Origin of the sequence: Kitasatospora sp. NPDC051164 (genome assembly GCF_044455625.1) — a bacterium.
Classification (GTDB): Bacteria; Actinomycetota; Actinomycetes; order Streptomycetales; family Streptomycetaceae; genus Kitasatospora.
In genome coordinates this window covers 168,092-182,191 of record NZ_JBITFB010000007.1, presented here as the reverse complement: position 1 = coordinate 182,191, position 14,100 = coordinate 168,092, and the positions used below count along the sequence as shown (strand labels likewise).

The following is a 14,100-nucleotide window of genomic DNA, read 5'->3' as shown; positions in this document are numbered from 1 at the left end:
AGGGCGGGCATTCCGGCGAGAGCCGCGGTGTCGTTCCCCTCGCGCGCCCCGTGGCCTGCGAGTAGGCCGGAAGACGACCTGATGACGGCGGCCGCACGGGGTGCGGCGGACTCCGGCGCCGGTACCGACGCGGGTACCAGCGAGGACCTGCTCACCGAGACCTACCAGGCGCACTACCGCTCGCTGCTGCGGCTCGCCGCGCTGCTCCTCGACGACCTCTCGACCTGCGAGGACGTCGTCCAGGAGGCGTTCATCCGGGTGCACGCCGCCCGGCGCCGGGTCCGCGAGCCCGAGAAGACCCTGGCCTACCTGCGACAGACGGTCGTCAACCTGTCCCGCTCCACGCTGCGGCGCCGGATCCTCGGCCTGAGACTCCTGCAGAAGCCCATGCCTGACATGGCCAGTGCAGAAGAAGGTGCCTACGATGCCCTGGAGCGCGACCAGTTGAAGGCCGCGCTGCGTGGTCTGCAACGCCGTCAGCGGGAGGTTCTGGTGCTGCGTTACTTCGTGGACATGACGGAGGCGCAGGTCGCCGACACCCTGGGCATCTCGCTCGGCTCGGTGAAGGCCTACGGATCGCGCGGAATCGCCGCCCTGCGCACGCAGATGGAGGCCGGTCATGGCTGAGGCTGGGGCTGCGGCCGGGGCTGGGGCGGACGGCACCGGGCGGCGGGCGGTGGACGGCGTCGACGGGGTGGACGGGGTGGACGGGGTGGCCGCCGAACCCTCGGGGTCGCCGGTGCCCCCGGGGTCCTCGGGTGTTGCGGGTGTTGCGGGTGTTGCGGGTGTTTCGGAGCTCTCCGGGGTGTCCGGGCTGTCGTCCGACGAACGAGCCGTACGGGAACTCCTGCACCACGCCGTCGCCGGGATCCAGCCCTCCGCCGGCGGACTACCCCGGATCCGGCGAGCCGTACCCCGCCGGCGAGCCGCCCGGCGCGGAGCCTGGACCGGAGCCGCCGCCCTCGCCTTCGCCGTCGCGATCGCCCTCCCGGTCCTGCACGAAGGAGAACACCTCGGGCTCTCCGGCGGCCCCGGCACCGCCGACGCCAACAGCCTCGCCGCCACCGCCCCCAGCGGCACCGCCATCGGCACCAGCGGCACCGGCGGCGCCCCGCCCCCAGGCCCGAGCGGCACCGGAGCCACCCCGCCGGCCGCCGGCACGCCCGCCACCTCCCACACCCCCGGCACCGGGGCCACGCACATCGACGGCCCCGTCTCACCCACCGGAACCGCCGGGACCGGCGACAGCGACATCATCCCGCTCTGCACCCGCACCGACCTCGGCGACGGCGCCGCACAGGTCGGCTCGGCCGACGCGACGGGACGGATCTACGGCTCGTTCACCGTCTACAACGTCTCCGGGCACAGCTGCCGCCTCGGCGGGCCCGGCGCGGTCGCCGTCACCGGCGTCAGCGGCGGCGACCGCAACCGCATCCGCACCGCCGACCACTCCCCGGGCGACCCGGCCGGCGGCCTGACCGCCATGGACACGGAACCGCCGGTACTCGCCCCGCAGAGCGGATACCGGGTGCCGTTCGCCTGGATCCCCGACCAGACCTGCACCACCGGCCCCGGCGTCGCCACCAGCGCCCCGACCGGCACCAACCAGGCATCCCTGACCTCCCAGGCCCCTGCGGCAGCCTCGGGCGTCCCGGCCGTCGGCGCCACCAGCGCCCCCAGCGCCAACCCCCGGGCCACCACCTCCCCCTCGGCGGGCCCCACCACGGCCTCCAGCCCCACCGCCACCCCGACCACCGACCCCACCACCCCGGCCCCCACCGCCACCATCGCCCACACCCCGGCCCCGGGCAGCCCCACCGCCGCCACCGCGACCCTGCCCCTGGCCTGCAGCGGGACGCTGTACCGGGGCGGAGTGCAGTCGGTGGGCGGTTCGGCGCCGCAGCCGACGGGTTCGCCCTCGGTCGGGTGAGGACGTCGGTCGGGTGAGGACGTCGATGAGGGTGAGGCCGTCGGCGGGGTGATGAGACCGGCGGGGTGAGGAGGGCCAGGACCGGGCCCTGGGGGCGGGGTGGGTGTGAGGAGTGGTTACCGTGGGGGGTGTGTACCGGTTCCTCCTGACTCCGCGATGGCTGGGCGGCACCGCTTTGGCCGTGGCGGCCGTGGCGGTGTGCGTGTGGCTGGGCTCCTGGCAGCTCGGCCGGTTCGAGGACCGGGTGTCCACGCACAACGAGACCAAGCAGGCGATCACCGCTTCGAGTGACGCCGGGCCGATCGACGCGCTGCTCAACCAGGCGACCCCGCAGGTGACCACGGAGACCGTCGGCAAGCCCGTCACGGTGACCGGCAGCTACGACACCGAGCACCAGCTCCTCGTCCCCAACCGGGTGGTGGACGGCAAACAGGGCTACTACGTACTCACCCCGCTGCGCACCGCCGACGGGCACGCCGTGGCCGTGGTGCGCGGGTGGGCGCCCGGGGCGCCGGCCGCGGGGACGACCGCGGGATCGGCCGCCGCGCTGCCGCCGGGCGGGTCGGTGACGGTGACCGGGCGGCTGCAGGCCAACGAGGCCGTCGGCAGCAACGGTGCGGTGGCCGGCGGTCTGCCGGCCGGGCAGCTCGGCATGATCAACCGGGCCGCGCTGCTGAACGTGCTCGAGTACGACGGCTGGTACGACGGCTGGGTGGCCGCCGACGAGGCGCCCGCCGGCCTGACCTCCGTACCGACCGTGCAGCCGGAGGGCGGGGACGGGCTCACCCTGCGCGCGTTCCAGAACCTCGGCTACACGCTGGAGTGGTTCGTCTTCGCGGGCTTCGTCGTTTTCATGTGGTTCCGCCTGGTGCGCCGCGAGGCGGAGGCGGAGCAGGACCGGGCCCTGGGACTGGACCCGGTCCTGGACTGACCGAGGGACCGACCGCCTGGCCGGTCCTCGGCCTCAGCGCTCGGTCGGCGCTTGGTTGGCCTCAGCGCTTGGTCGGCCTCAGCGCTTGGTCGGTGCCGGCGGTACCGCCGGCGGCTTGACCGGCGGCAGCGTCGGGGCCAGCGTCGGGGTCGGTGCCGGGATCAGCGGCTGGGCCGGTGTGGTCGAGCCGACGGGCACCGGCGTCGGGTTGCCGAAGCAGTGGTTGTGGACGCTGCCGGTGGTGTCGTTCGAGTCGTAGTGGTCGATGTGGTGGTGCACGGTGCGCCCGGTCTTCGAGCCCTTGGAGCCGCTCGACCCCTTCGAGCCCGACGAGCCCGACGAGCCCGACGAGCCCGACGAGCCCGATGAGCCCTTGGAACCGCTTGACCCCTTCGAGCCCTTGGCGAGCTGGACCGTGCCGTCCCCGTCGGCCGGCTCGTACGCGGCGTAGGCCGCTGGCACGACCGGGGCCCCCGCCCCGACCGCGCTCGCCCGGGTGGCCGTGGCGAGCGGCGTGGCGGGGACGGCCGGGACAGCGGGTGCGGCGGGTGCGGTGGTGGGCATGGCCGGCACGGCCGGGGGCGGGCAGGAGGCGTCGTCGCTGTGCGATCCGGAGCAGCCGGTGAGCACCAGGGCCCCGGCCGCCACCGCCCCCGCGAGGATCAGCGCCCGTCTCACACCGACTCCCCGTCGCCGTCGCGCTCGGCCGCGCCCAGGTGCCGCCGGACGAAGTCGATCTCCAGCCGCAGCTGCTTGATCCGCTCCTCCACGACCAGCGACCCGTGCCCGGCGTCGTACCGGTACACCTCGTGCGTCCTGCCGAGCTGTTCCAGCCGCTCGACGTAGTTCTCGATCTGCCGGATCGGGCAGCGCGGGTCGTTGACCCCTGCGCTGATGTACACCGGGACCCGCACCTGTTCGACGTAGGTCAGCGGTGAGGAGGCGGTGAAGCGGTCCGGCACCTCCTCCGGGGTGCCGCCGAAGAGCGTGCGGTCCAGCGACTTGAGCGCCTCCATCTCGTCGGCGTACGCGGCGTGGTAGTCCGCGACCGGCACGGCGGCGACGCCGAGGGCCCAGGCGTCGGGCTGGACACCGAGGCCGAGCAGGGTCAGGTAGCCGCCCCAGCTGCCGCCGGTGAGCACCAGCCTGCGCGGGTCGGCGAGGCCGCTGTCGACCGCCCACTCCCGGACCGCCGCGATGTCCTCCAGCTCGATCAGGCCGACCCGCTCGTGCAGGGCGTCGGTCCAGGCCTGGCCGTATCCGGTCGAGCCGCGGTAGTTGACCCGGACCACCGCGAAACCGTGGTCCAGCCAGGCGGCCGGGCCGGCGGCGAAGGAGTCGCTGTCGTGGTGGGTCGGGCCGCCGTGGATCTCGAACACGGTCGGCAGGGGGCCGTCCTCGGGGGTCGTCCCGGCCGGCCGCTGCACGAGGGCGTGCACCCGCCCGCCGGGCCCGTCCACCCAGACGTCCTCGACCGGGACCGAGCCCGGCGGCACCGTACCGGGCGCCCGCAGCACGACCGTCCCGGCGGTGGAACGGACGGCGGAGGGCTCGGCGGCGGAGGACCACAGGTACTCGACGGTGCCGTCCGGACGGGCCGTGGCACCGCCGACGGTGCCGCGCGGGGTGTCGAGACGGGTGAGCCGGCCGTCGGCGAGCGCGTACGAGAACAGCTCGCTGCGCGCCTCGTACTCGTGCTCCACCAGCAGTTCCTCGGCGCCGGGGCGCCACTGCGCGGAGACGTCGCCGGGCAGTTCGCGGCCCTGCTCGTCGCGCAGCGGCAGCGCGGTCTCGGCGCCGGTGGCGACGTCCCAGATCATCGGCTCCCAGCGGCCGGTGCGCTGGTGGGCGACCAGCAGGCGGGTGTCGCCCTCGACCGGGGCGAAGCCGAGGCAGGCGACGCCGCGCGGCTCGTCCCGGCCGGTGACCTCGTCCAGTTCGGCGACGGTCTCGATGGCGGTTTCGACGGAGGTCTCGACGGCGCGGGTGCCGGTGCCGGTCTTGACGGTGCCGGTTCCGGTGATGCGGACGACCCGGATCGCGGAGTGCATCGCGTCGCCGTGCTCGGTGTGGTCGATGGCGAGCAGGGTGCCGTCGTGGCTGAGGTCGCCGACGCCGCCGTACTCGGCGTGCCGGTAGATCTCGACCGGCTCGGCGTCGCCGGGGCGGCGCAGGTGCAGGGTGGTGCCGTCCTCGTCGGTGGAGCGGCCGACGACGACGGTGCCGTCGCGGCCGAGGGCCAGGCCGGCCGAGTAGGAGGGGGCGAGGCCGGGCACGGCCTCCTCGTCCGGGCCGCCCGCGAACGGCTGGCGGCGCCAGACGCCGAACTCGTCGCCGTCCCGGTCGTCGAACCACCAGACCCAGGCGCCGTCCGGGGACAGCTCGGCGTCGGTGGTGCCGTTCGGGCGGTCGGTGACCTGGCGGTGGGCGCCGGTGGCGCGGTCCCAGGCGTAGACCTCGTAGGTGCCGGTCGCGTTGGACACGTACAGCGCCCGGTCCGGGGCGTCCTCGGCCCAGTCGGGCAGCGACACCCGGGCCGCCCTGAACCGCTGCTCCCACGCCGGTACGGCGCTCTTCTCCTCGCTCATCCGACCATCCAACCCGATCAGGGGGAGGGAATGGAACGGGCGGGTGGGCCTGAGGCCACCCGCCCGGTGGTTCGGGGGTGTTCACGAAGGGGGGTCGCGCCGGTTCGTGCCCGCTCGGCGCTGGTGCGGCGCCCGCTCGGCCCGGCCGCGGTGCCCGCTCGGCGCTGGTGCGGCGGGGCGGCCTTTGCGTCGGCGGGCCGGGCCTTGCGCGGGCCGGTCAGCTCGTGGGCGGGCCAGGCCTTGCGTAGGCCGGTCAGCTCTCGCGCGGCAGCAGGCGGACCAGGCCCACGAGCACCAGCTCCAGCACCGCCAGCGCCAGGACGCTGTGGCCGAAGGCGGCGGTCGCGTCCCCGGCGCCGTAGTAGACGAGGCCGATCAGCGCGATCCCGACCGCCCCGCCGACCTGCTGCACGGTGGCCACCACCCCGGCGGCGGAGCCGGCCAGCCGCGGCTCGACGCCCTCCAGGACGACGGCGGTGACCGGGGCGATCACCAGGCCCATGCCGAGGCCGTCCACGAACAGGCCGGGTGCCAGCCACCAGACGCTGCCGTCCGCGAAGTCGTACACGGCGAGGGCGAGCAGGCCCAGCCCGGCGGCCATCAGCAGCCCGCCGACGGAGATCGTGCGGGGGCCGCCGAGACGGGCGGTGAACCGGTGGGTGGTGGTGGAGGTGATCAGGTAGCCGAGGCCGATCGCGGTGAAGACCAGCCCGGCACCGAGCGCGTCCAGGCCGCGGCCGAACTGCAGGTGCAGGGCGAGCACCAGGAAGAAGGAGCCCTGGCCGAGCCAGAAGGCGAGTTGGGCGAGCACACCGGCGCTGAAGGTGCGGCTGCGGAAGAGACGGGTGTCGACCAGCGGGGTGGCGGTGGCAGTGGTGTCACTCGCCGTGGCGGTGGCAGTGGCGGTCGCGGTGGTGTCGCGCGAGGTCGTGTCGCTCGGGGTGGTGCGGTGCTGATGCACGGCGAAGGCGGCGAGCAGGGCGAGCGAGGCGACCAGGCAGAGCACCGTCCACAGCGGCCAGCCCAGCTGGGGGCCCTGGATCAGCGGCAGCACCAGGGCGGTCAGCGCCGTGGTGACCAGCAGCACACCGACCGGGTCCAGGCCGGGCCGCTGCGGGGCGCGGGACTCCGGCAGGCAGCGCCGGACCATCACCAGGGCGACCAGGCCGATCGGCAGGTTGATCAGGAAGCAACTGCGCCAGCCGAGACCGAAGAGGTCCGCCCGGATCAGCAAGCCGCCGATCAGCTGGCCGAACACCGCGCCGACACCCATGGTCAGCCCGTACCGGGCGAAGGCCCGAGCCTGCGCCGCGCCGCTGAACGCGGTCCGCAGGATCGCCAGCACCTGCGGGCCCATCAGTGCCGCCGCCAGGCCCTGCACCACCCGGGCGCCGACCAGGGTGGCGGCCGTGGGGGCGAGGCCGCAGCCTGCCGAGGCGAGGACGAACAGGGCCAGACCGAGGCCGAACACCCGGCGGCGACCGAAGCGGTCGCCGAGACGGCCGGCGGTGACCAGGCCGGCCGCGAGGGCCAGGCTGAAGCCCGCCATCACCCACTGGACGGCGGCCGGGCCGGCGCCGAGGTCGGCCTGGAGGGAGGGGAGGGCGACGTTGACGACGAAGATGTCGAGGGCGGTCATGAAGGTGGCCGTCAGGACGACCGGCAGCAGGCCCTTGGGGGCCGGTGCCGCCATCGTTGTGGCAGGCGGCGCCGGGGCGGGCCGCCGGGTGTGCAGGGCGGTGCTCATCTCGGGGTCTCCTCAAGGGGGTTGGCGGTACGGGGGTCCGGTGGTTCGGCGGTCCAGGGATCCGGCGGTTCGGCGGTTCGGCGCGGCGAAGGAAGGGGCGGGCCAGGGGAAGCGGCCCGCCCCTCCTGCGGGAAGGTGACGGCTGCGGCCCGGTGGCCTCAGGCGCCCGGCACGCGGTCGAGGAATCCGTACACCGCGCCGATCCGGCCGTCCGGGGTGGCCGCCAGCACGTCGAAGCCGATCACCACCGGCTCCGCGCCGGCCGGGCCGAGGTTCCAGGTGAAGCGGGCGATGTCGTGGTGCGCGTCCACCGGGCCGAGGGTGAACTCCAGCCCCGGGAACTGGGCCTGGGCCGCGCTGATCAGCGCGTCGATCGCGTCCCGGCCGGCGACCGCGGCCAGCGGGTCGGTGTAGCGGCCGTCCTCGGCCCACACCTCGTCGACCAGCTTGCGGCGGGCCGCCGGGTCGGTCTCGTTCCACACCGCGAGGTAGCGCTCGGCGAGCTGCTGGAGGGCGGCGGTGGTGATGTCGGTCATCGTCATCTCCCGTGTTCCGGTGGGCGGTTGGCCGGGTCGTTCCCGGTGCTCACAAAGGTAGGGACGGGCGGGCGACGGCGAATCCGTCACGTATAGGTAGGGGGGTACGTAGGTTCGTGCGGGGGGTACCGACGGGCCCCGGCCGTCGGGCTTCTGCGCTGGGGCGGCGCAGGCCGGATGGGTAGGGTCGGGGGCATGTTGTACGGGAGGGAAAACGAACAGGCCGCCGTGGACGGACTGTTGGACGCGGCACGGGCCGGCCGCAGCGGCGTCCTGCTGCTTCGCGGCGAGGCCGGCATCGGCAAGACCGCCCTGCTGGACGACGCCGTCGCGCGGGCGGGGGCGGCGTTCCGGGTGATCCGGGCGGCGGGCGTCGAGTACGAGGCCGAGCTGCCGTACGCCGGGCTGAGCCTGCTGCTCGCACCCGGCCTCGACCGGCTGGACGCCCTGCCCGGGCCGCAGCGGCGGGCCCTGGAGGCGGCGTTCGGGCTCGCCGACGACGGGGATTCCCCCGATCGGCCGGCTGACAGGCCGACCGACCGGCTGCTGGTCGGGCTCGCCACGCTCGCACTGCTCGCCGAACTAGCCGCCGAACAGCCGCTGTTGTGCGTCCTGGACGACGCGCAGTGGCTGGACCGGGCCTCGCTGGACGCACTGCTGCTGGCCGCCCGGCGGTTCCAGGCCGAGGGAGTGGCCCTGCTGCTCGCCTCCCGCACCGCCGGCGGCACCGGAACCAGCGCCGGCGCCGGCAGCCTCACCGGCGCCGGCAGCCTCACCGGCAGCGGTGTTTCAGCGGAACACCGACTCGGCCTCCCCGAGCTGGAAGTGACCGCCCTGGCCGAGACCGACGCCACCCGGCTACTGACCCGACGGGCCGGCCCCGACCTGCCCGCCGGCGTCCGCGACCGGCTGCTCGCCGAAGCCGCCGGCAACCCGCTCGCCCTCACCGAACTCCCCGTCGCCGCCGGGCCGCAGGCGCACGCACCGGGCGGCCTGCCGCTCACCAGCAGGCTCCTGATCGCCTTCCACGGCCAGGTCACCGGCCTGCCCGCGGTCACCCAGACGCTGCTCCTGGCCGCCGCCACCGAGGAACGCGGCGAACTCGACGTCGTCCTGGCCGCCGCAGCCCCGCTCGGCGTCACCGCCGAACACCTCACCCCCGCCGAGGAATCCGGCCTGGTGACGGTCACTGCCGACCGCCGGATCGCCTTCAGGCACCCGCTGCTGCGCTCAGCCATCCTCCAACGCGCGCCACACCACCAGAAGTTGACGATCCACCGGGCCATTGCCGACGCGCTGCCGGACGGCGACCGCCGCACCTGGCACCTCGCCCTGGCTGCCACCGCCCCCGACGCCGACCTTGCCGACGCCCTGGAACGCGCCGCCGTCCGCGCCGAACGCCGCGGCGGCCACGGCGGAGCCGCCGCGTACGAGCGCGCCGCCCGGCTCACCCCGGACCGCGACGCCGCCACCCGCCGACTCGTCCTGGCCGCCGAAGCAGCCACCGAAGAAGGCGAGTTGGTCCGGGCCGAGGCGCTCGCCGACGAGGCCGCCGCCCGGACCGACAGCGTCCTGGCGCACGCCCTGCTCGACCAGGTCCGGGCCACCGCGCACTTCTGGCGCGGCTCGTACCCGACCGCCTACCGGCTGCTCCTCGACGCCGCCGGCACCCGCATCGACCCGTCGTACGCCGCCCGGATGCTCTTCCAGGCCTTCCACACCGCCTGGTACGCGGGCGAGGAACCGGTGATCGCCGTCCTCGACCGGCTCGCCGCCCTCCCCCTGGCCGACGGCGACCCCCTCGCCCCGCTCGCCCGCCACCTGCCCGCCGCCGTCCTCCCCGCCCTCGGCCGGCCCGCCACACCGCCGCCGCCCGTCCGGGAAGCCGCCGAAGCCGCCCGCCGGGCCGGCGCCGAAAGCCCCGTCGACCTCGTCCAGCTGTGCGGCGCCACCCTGATCCTCGGCCGCGACGAGGAGACCGCCGAACTCGGCGGCGAACTCATCGCCGAAGCCCGCGCCAAGGGCACCATCGGCGTGATGCCCACCCTGCAGTTCTTCCTCGCCGAAGCCGAACTCTTCCACGGCCGCCACCGCGACGCCGAACTCACCGCCACCGAGGCCCTCGGCCTCGCCCGCGACACCGGCCAACACCAGTGGGTCAGCCAACTCACCGCGCTGCTCGCCTACCTGGCCGCACTCGACGGCCGCACCGACCACTGCACCGAACTCGCCGCCACCGCCCTCGCCACCACCGGCCCGCAGACCGCAGCCCCCGCGGCCGGCCTCCCCTGGGCCCAGTGGGCGCTCGCCCTCCTCGACCTCGGCCAAGGCCGCGCCGGCGACGCCGCCGACCGCCTGCACACCCTCACCACCGGCCCCCACCGGCACCACGTCAGCGCCACCCGGGCCGTCCCCGACCTGGTCGAAGCCGCCGTCCGCCTCGGCACCCCCGAACGCGCCGCCGCACCGTACGAGCGCTTCGCCCGCTGGGCCACCACCGCCGACCGCCCGTGGGCCCACGCCCTGCGGCTACGCTGCCAAGCCCTCCTCGGCCCCGACGAACTCGCCGAATCCGCCTACCGCGCCGCCCTCGACCTCCACGAACCCGGCCACCGCCCGTTCGAACAGGCCCGCACCGCCCTCCTCTACGGCGAGTGGCTGCGCCGCACCCGCCGCCGCACCGACGCCCGCCCCCACCTGCGCACCGCCCTGGAAACCTTCGACCGCCTCGCCGCCCACCCCTGGGCCGCCCGAGCCCGCACCGAACTCTCCGCCACCGGCACCCCCGCCCCCACCCCCTCAGGCACCCCGCAGTCCCCCCTCACCCCCCAGGAACTCCAGATCGCCCGCCTCGCCGCCCAAGGCCTCACCAACCGCGATATCGCCGCCCAGCTCTTCCTCAGCCCCCGCACCGTCGCCCACCACCTCTACAAGGCCTACCCGAAGCTCAACATCACCTCCCGCACCGAACTCCCCACAGCCCTCTGAGGCCGGCCCCGCCCCGGCCCGCCCCGGCCCCGGCCCCGCCCCGGCCCCGGCCTCGGCCGAGGGCTCGGCGTGCAGGGTGGGCCCGGTCACGGCCGTCACGAGGAGAGACCTGCAGTGCCGGCGGGTGCGCGCACCGCCGGACGGAAGGCGGGGTGATGCGGGGTGGCCGCTCGCCGCGCGGTGGAGCAGGCGCGAAATCCGGGAGGCGGCATCGGGCGCCCGGCCTGGAGGCCTGACGGCTCGCCCGTCGGGAAGGCGGCGTACACAACGTCAGAGGGCCCATCGGATTTCTCCGATGAGCCCTCTGCACTGGGTCGGGGTGGCGGGATTTGAACCCACGGCCTCTTCGTCCCGAACGAAGCGCGCTACCAAGCTGCGCCACACCCCGGTCCTGCGGTTTGTTGCTCTGTCTCCGTCGCAACGAGTAGAACTCTACCGGACGCTCGCCGAGACACGAAATCCGGTTTCGGGCGGGCGTCCGGTGGGGGTCAGCGGGGGGTCGGGGTGAGGGTGAGGAGGGTGGCTTCGGGGGGGCAGGCGAAGCGGACGGGGGTGTAGCGGTTGGTGCCGCAGCCGGCGGAGACGTGGAGGTGGGAGCGGTGGCCGCCGGCGGTGTGGGTGGAGAGGCCCTTCACGCGGCGGGTGTCGATGTCGCAGTTGGTGACGAGGGCGCCGTAGAAGGGGATGCAGAGCTGGCCGCCGTGGGTGTGGCCGGCCAGGATCAGCGGGTAGCGGTCGGCGGTGAAGGCGTCGAGGACGCGCAGGTAGGGCGCGTGGACGACGGCGAGGGAGAGGTCGGCGTCGGCGGAGGGGCCGCCGGTCACCTCGCTGTAGCGGTCGCGGCGGATGTGCGGGTCGTCGAGGCCGGTGAACTCGATGTCGAGGCCGTTCACGGCGAGGCGGCCGCGGGTGTTGGTGAGGTTGAGCCAGCCGGCCGCGTCGAAGCCGTCGCGGAGCTTCTCCCACGGGTTGTGGACGGCGCCGCTGATACCGCGGCTGGCGGTGCCGTCCGGGTTGTTCATGCCGTGGACGCCGCTGCGCATGGCCTGGAGGTAGCGCGCCGGGTTCTTGCGGGCCGGGCCGTAGTAGTCGTTGGAGCCGAAGACGTAGACGCCGGGGAACTCCATGAGCGGCCCGAGCGCGTCGAGGGCGGCGGGGACGCCGAGCGGGTCGGAGAGGTTGTCGCCGGTGTTGACCACGAGGTCGGGGCGCAGGCCGGCCAGGCTCTGCAGCCAGCGCTGCTTCTTGCCCTGGCCGCTCACCATGTGGATGTCGGACACCTGGAGGATCCGGATGGGCCGGGCACCGCGGGGGAGGACGGGGACCTCGACCCGGCGGAGGCGGAAGGCCCGGACCTCGTAGCCGGCGGAGTAGGCGAGGCAGGCGGCGCCGGCGGCGGCGAAGCCGAGGGGGACGGAGTACAGCGGTCGCATCAGCCCATGCTCTCAGACGGTCGATCAGCTGGTGAACGCCCGGCGGCGGGGGAGGGGAAGGAGGAGGCGGCGGCCAAGGCGGGGGACGGGGCGGGGAACTGCGGGGGCGGTGCCCCAGTATCGCGGCGGGCGCGCAGGGCGCGGACCTTGTGGCGGTTGCCGCAGCGTTCCATCGAGCACCAGCGGCGCCGGCCGGGCCGTGAGGTGTCGACGAAGATCAGTCGGCAGTTGTGCGCGCCGCACTCGCGGATCCGGTCCGCGTGCGGGCCGGTGAGCAGGGTGATGGCGTCCCGGGCGAGGGTGGAGACCAGCTGGGCGCCGTCGGCGGGCAGTGGGGCGGCGGCGGTGCCGTCGGGGGCTATCCGGGGGACCAGCGGGGGGTGCTCGGCAGCCCGGTTGAGCGCGGCGTAGTCCGCGGCCGGGCCCGGCTCGTCGTGGGCGCGGGCGGCGGTGAGGCGCCAGAGCGCGTCGCGCAGGGTGCGGGCGCCGGCGAGCTCGGGGGCGGTGATCCGGACGGCGTCGGCGGGCAGCCGCAGGCGGGACTGGGGGAGCCAGGCGGCGAGGTCGGCCGGCTGGTGCAGGACCTCGTAGCGGGCGTACGGGCCGGGGCCGCCGGTGGTGAGGAGTTCGAGGCAGAGCGCGCCGGGGTCGAAGCGGAAGCGGCTGCCTGTGGGGGTGGTGAGGACCAGCCCGGGTGGGGTGGGGTTCCGGTCGTTCCCGTCGTTCCCGTCGTTCATGGGGCCAGGATAGGTGTAACCGGGTTGAGGGGTTACGGCCCGAAAGGGGTCTTGAAGGAGCCCTGGAGGGGCGAACGGGGGGTGCCCGCCGCGCACAAGGCGGCGGGCACCGGGGGGCCGGCGGGCCCCGGTGAGTCGGTGCAGGGTGAGCGCCCAGGCCGCCTGGACGAGGGTGTTGAGGGTGACGCCGTGGTCGCGGTTGGCCCGGCGGAGCGCCTCGGTGGTCTCCTCGGGCAGTTCGGCGGTGCGCCGCGGCGGCTGGGCGTGGACCCGCGCGGTGTCGCCGTCGGGTGCCAGCAGGGTCGGGTTCGGCCCCGGACAGGGCCTTCTGCCAGGCGGCGCGGGAGGCGTCGCCGTCCTGCCGTTGCAGCCAGTCGAAGTGCCGGCGGTACGGGACGGTGTCGGGCAGGCCCGCGTCGTCGCCGCGGTGGCGGTACAGGTGGGCCAGGTCGCGGAGCAGGATCGCGCTGGACCGGCCGTCGACCAGGATGTGGTGCAGCGTCAGCACCAGCAGGTGGCGGCGCTCGCCGAGGGCGCACCAGCAGGCCGCGGACCAGCGGGGAGCGGGCCGCGTCGAACGGTTCGCGCCGTTCGTCGGCGAGCGCCTCGCGCTGCCGGGCCTCGTCGGCGCGGCGCAGGTCGAGTTCGCGCCAGGGCGCGCAGCGCGGCCGTCCACTCCTCGGCGAGGGCCCGGACCTCGTGCTCGGCGAGCAGGCCGGGGGCCCAGGTCCAGGTGGCGGTCAGCCGCAGGCCGTTGCCGCCGTCCTCGGCCACCGCGTTGACCTCCAGCGGGTGGGCCATCGGGCTGGTCGGGGTGGACGGGCGGGGCGGCGCTCTCGCCGGCCGGGCGCCAGTCCGCTTCGGGGCCGCCGGCGGTGAACCGGCCGAGGTAGTTGAAGGCGAGCTGCGGGTGGGGGAGGGCGCCGAGGGCGGCGCGGCCCTGCTCGTCCAGGCAGCGCAGCAGGCCGTAGCCGTAGCCGAGGCCGTGGTCGGGCACGCCGCGCAGCTGCTCCTTGACGAGCTTGAGGGCGCGGGCAACTGCGCCGTCGTCCAGTGCAGGGGTGCTCGGGGTGAGCAGGACGGGGTGCAGGGTGGTGAGCCAGCCGACCGTCCGGGTGAGGTCCATGGTCAGCAGGCCGGGTTCCAGCCGGGAGGACAGCATCCCGGTCGGATTGCCCGCATTGGCAACGTGGGATATCAGGGTGTCCTG

11 protein-coding genes, 1 tRNA gene and 1 pseudogene are annotated in these 14,100 nt (G+C 75.2%); 4 read left to right on the top strand and 9 right to left on the bottom strand.

From position 1 onward, the window contains the following. The first annotated feature begins 81 nt into the window (after positions 1-81). From ACIBEC_RS12895 to ACIBEC_RS12885, 3 genes are all read left to right on the top strand, one after another. A complete protein-coding gene (locus ACIBEC_RS12895; RefSeq protein ID WP_360496325.1) occupies positions 82-627 on the top strand; it encodes a SigE family RNA polymerase sigma factor in 546 nt (181 codons plus the stop codon). After that, positions 620-1,930, top strand: a complete 1,311-nt coding sequence (locus tag ACIBEC_RS12890; RefSeq protein WP_360496322.1) for a hypothetical protein — start codon at positions 620-622, stop codon at positions 1,928-1,930. The genes ACIBEC_RS12895 and ACIBEC_RS12890 overlap by 8 nt, the downstream gene beginning before the upstream one ends. A gap of 130 nt (positions 1,931-2,060) precedes the next feature. Next, positions 2,061-2,861 (top strand): SURF1 family protein, encoded by an 801-nt coding sequence (locus tag ACIBEC_RS12885; RefSeq protein WP_360496319.1) that lies wholly within the window; start codon positions 2,061-2,063, stop codon positions 2,859-2,861. A 78-nt stretch (positions 2,862-2,939) separates the two neighbouring features. Here the strand turns inward: ACIBEC_RS12885 and ACIBEC_RS12880 are convergent, their stop codons facing one another. The 4 genes from ACIBEC_RS12880 to ACIBEC_RS12865 form a co-directional block, all read right to left on the bottom strand. Continuing rightward, entirely contained in the window at positions 2,940-3,539 is a 600-nt protein-coding gene (locus ACIBEC_RS12880; protein WP_360496316.1) for a hypothetical protein, read from the bottom strand. Beyond that, entirely contained in the window at positions 3,536-5,449 is a 1,914-nt protein-coding gene (locus ACIBEC_RS12875; protein WP_360496313.1) for a prolyl oligopeptidase family serine peptidase, read from the bottom strand. Before ACIBEC_RS12875 ends, ACIBEC_RS12880 begins: the two co-directional genes overlap by 4 nt. 253 nt (positions 5,450-5,702) lie before the next feature. Beyond that, positions 5,703-7,196, bottom strand: a complete 1,494-nt coding sequence (locus ACIBEC_RS12870; protein WP_360496310.1) for an MFS transporter — start codon at positions 7,194-7,196, stop codon at positions 5,703-5,705. Positions 7,197-7,354: 158 nt separating this feature from the next. Next, positions 7,355-7,732, bottom strand: a complete 378-nt coding sequence (locus ACIBEC_RS12865) for a nuclear transport factor 2 family protein (RefSeq protein WP_360496307.1) — start codon at positions 7,730-7,732, stop codon at positions 7,355-7,357. 195 nt (positions 7,733-7,927) lie between these two features. On the opposite strand from ACIBEC_RS12865, the gene ACIBEC_RS12860 reads away from it, so the two are divergent. Continuing rightward, positions 7,928-10,720: an AAA family ATPase gene (locus ACIBEC_RS12860; protein ID WP_360496304.1), complete on the top strand. Its 2,793-nt coding sequence runs from the start codon at positions 7,928-7,930 to the stop codon at positions 10,718-10,720. Between the two features lie 314 nt (positions 10,721-11,034). Here ACIBEC_RS12860 and ACIBEC_RS12855 read toward each other — a convergent pair. The 5 genes and pseudogenes from ACIBEC_RS12855 to ACIBEC_RS12835 all read right to left on the bottom strand — a co-directional run bounded on the left by ACIBEC_RS12855 (position 11,035) and on the right by ACIBEC_RS12835 (position 13,691). Then, positions 11,035-11,108: transfer RNA gene (locus ACIBEC_RS12855), tRNA-Pro, on the bottom strand. A gap of 100 nt (positions 11,109-11,208) precedes the next feature. Beyond that, a complete protein-coding gene (locus ACIBEC_RS12850) occupies positions 11,209-12,153 on the bottom strand; it encodes a metallophosphoesterase (RefSeq protein ID WP_360496301.1) in 945 nt (314 codons plus the stop codon). Beyond that, positions 12,153-12,890, bottom strand: coding sequence for a CGNR zinc finger domain-containing protein (locus ACIBEC_RS12845; protein WP_360496298.1), 738 nt, complete (start codon positions 12,888-12,890; stop codon positions 12,153-12,155). The genes ACIBEC_RS12850 and ACIBEC_RS12845 overlap by 1 nt, the downstream gene beginning before the upstream one ends. A 364-nt stretch (positions 12,891-13,254) precedes the next feature. Further along, positions 13,255-13,398, bottom strand: a pseudogene (locus ACIBEC_RS12840) (condensation domain-containing protein); the annotation flags it as partial. Next, positions 13,392-13,691 (bottom strand): hypothetical protein, encoded by a 300-nt coding sequence (locus tag ACIBEC_RS12835; protein ID WP_360496295.1) that lies wholly within the window; start codon positions 13,689-13,691, stop codon positions 13,392-13,394. The pseudogene ACIBEC_RS12840 and the gene ACIBEC_RS12835, both read right to left, overlap by 7 nt. Positions 13,692-14,100: the final 409 nt, after the last annotated feature.